Here is a 505-nt window from a genome sequence, read left to right as displayed (position 1 = left end):
AAGTCATGGAGCAGTTTCTGAATGAATTCCCGCTGTCCTTTGGTGGCCGGGCCGTTGCCCACCAACTTCTCCACTCCTTCACGGGTGGCAATGTACTTCATGTACCCGCCGGCCTTAGACGCTTGGATGTAGCCACTTTTCTGTACCAGCTTCGTCACAGGTTACACAGACCTTTGGAAGTCCAACACTTCTTTGAATGTGATGCGTCCGTTGGTGCTGTCCACCTCCCGCACACTCCGGCCACGCATGAGCTGGTAGGTCCGCTGGTCCATGTCGGTGTCGGAGATGAGAATGTGGTTGCACAGATTTTGTTCCACGGCCACCTTGTAGAGCTGTCTGCCCATGCGCTGTGCGAAGTCATCCATGATACCAATGAGTATCGTGGTGAGAACTTCGGGCAGGAAGGCGCTGGCGTTCTTGGTGTTCAGGTAGCCAGCGTAGAACTGAATTGCCTTTTCCACAAATTCACTCTGGCTCTTGCAGTTGTCTGCGGCATATACTTGCT

At 53.5% G+C, this 505-nt stretch carries 1 protein-coding gene; it reads right to left on the bottom strand.

The genetic code is table 11. From position 1 onward, the window contains the following. Positions 1 to 161 precede the first annotated feature (161 nt). A partial coding sequence (locus tag B5G37_RS15485) for a hypothetical protein (RefSeq protein ID WP_087259004.1) occupies positions 162 to 505 on the bottom strand: 344 nt, incomplete at its 5' end.

This window comes from Pseudoflavonifractor sp. An85 (assembly GCF_002161235.1).
Lineage (GTDB): Bacteria > Bacillota > Clostridia > Oscillospirales > Oscillospiraceae > Enterenecus.
Note: the sequence above shows the minus strand (reverse complement) of the source record. Positions and strands in the feature narration are given on the sequence as shown.